Consider the following 1,018-nt stretch of genomic DNA (forward strand, 5'->3'; position numbering starts at 1 on the left):
GGATCCACCAGGTGGCATAAGTCGAGAACTTGTAACCACGACGGTATTCGAACTTGTCCACCGCTTTCATCAGACCGATGTTGCCTTCCTGGATCAGATCGAGGAATTGCAGGCCGCGGTTGGTGTACTTCTTGGCGATCGAGATCACCAGACGCAGGTTGGCTTCAACCATCTCTTTCTTCGCGCGGCGGGCCTTGGCCTCACCGATCGACATGCGACGGTTGATGTCCTTGATTTCTGCGATGGTCAGACCGGTTTCGGTTTCCAGCGCGATCAGTTTCTGCTGGCAACGAATGATATCCGGCTGCACGCGGCCGATGGCTTCGGCGTACTTGCTCTTGCCTTTGGCCAGGGCGTCGGACCAGCTTTCGTCGACTTCGTTGCTCGGGAACTGACGCAGGAAATCAGCGCGTGGCATACGTGCATCACGTACGCACAGCTGCATGATCGCGCGCTCTTGCTGACGCAAACGATCCAGGGCACCGCGAACACGCTCGACCAGGCCTTCGAATTGCTTCGGTACCAGTTTGATCGGCATGAACAGCTCGGCCAGTACCAGCAACTCGGCAATCGCCGCCTTGTTGTTGCGACCGTGCTTTTTCAGGGCCTTGCGGGTGATTTCCATCTGGTCAGCCACGGCGCCAAAGCGCTGGGCAGCGATGACCGGATCCGGACCGCTTTCGGCTTCTTCTTCGTCATCGGAAGATTCGGCTTCATCGTCATCGGTGTCGTCGTCGGCTTTCGCCGCTTTGGCTTCGACAGGCGGCGGCACCTCGGCAGGCGGCGCAATGCCGTCGTCCGGGTCAATATAACCGCTCAGGACGTCGGACAGGCGACCACCTTCGGTGGTGACGCGAGTGTACTCGGAGAGGATGTGGTCAACCGTGCCAGGGAAGTGCGCGATTGCGCTCATCACTTCACGGATGCCCTCTTCGATACGCTTGGCGATTTCGATTTCGCCTTCACGAGTCAGAAGCTCGACCGTACCCATTTCACGCATGTACATGCGCACCGGGTC

1 protein-coding gene is annotated in these 1,018 nt (G+C 58.6%); it reads right to left on the minus strand.

The window, feature by feature from the left end:
• Positions 1-1,018, minus strand: a 1,018-nt coding sequence (locus ACIF4X_RS12260) for a sigma-70 family RNA polymerase sigma factor (protein WP_397482317.1), incomplete at both ends; no start/stop codon positions are given.

The sequence above is a fragment of the Pseudomonas sp. NPDC085632 genome (assembly GCF_044541255.1).
Taxonomy (GTDB): Bacteria; Pseudomonadota; Gammaproteobacteria; order Pseudomonadales; family Pseudomonadaceae; genus Aquipseudomonas.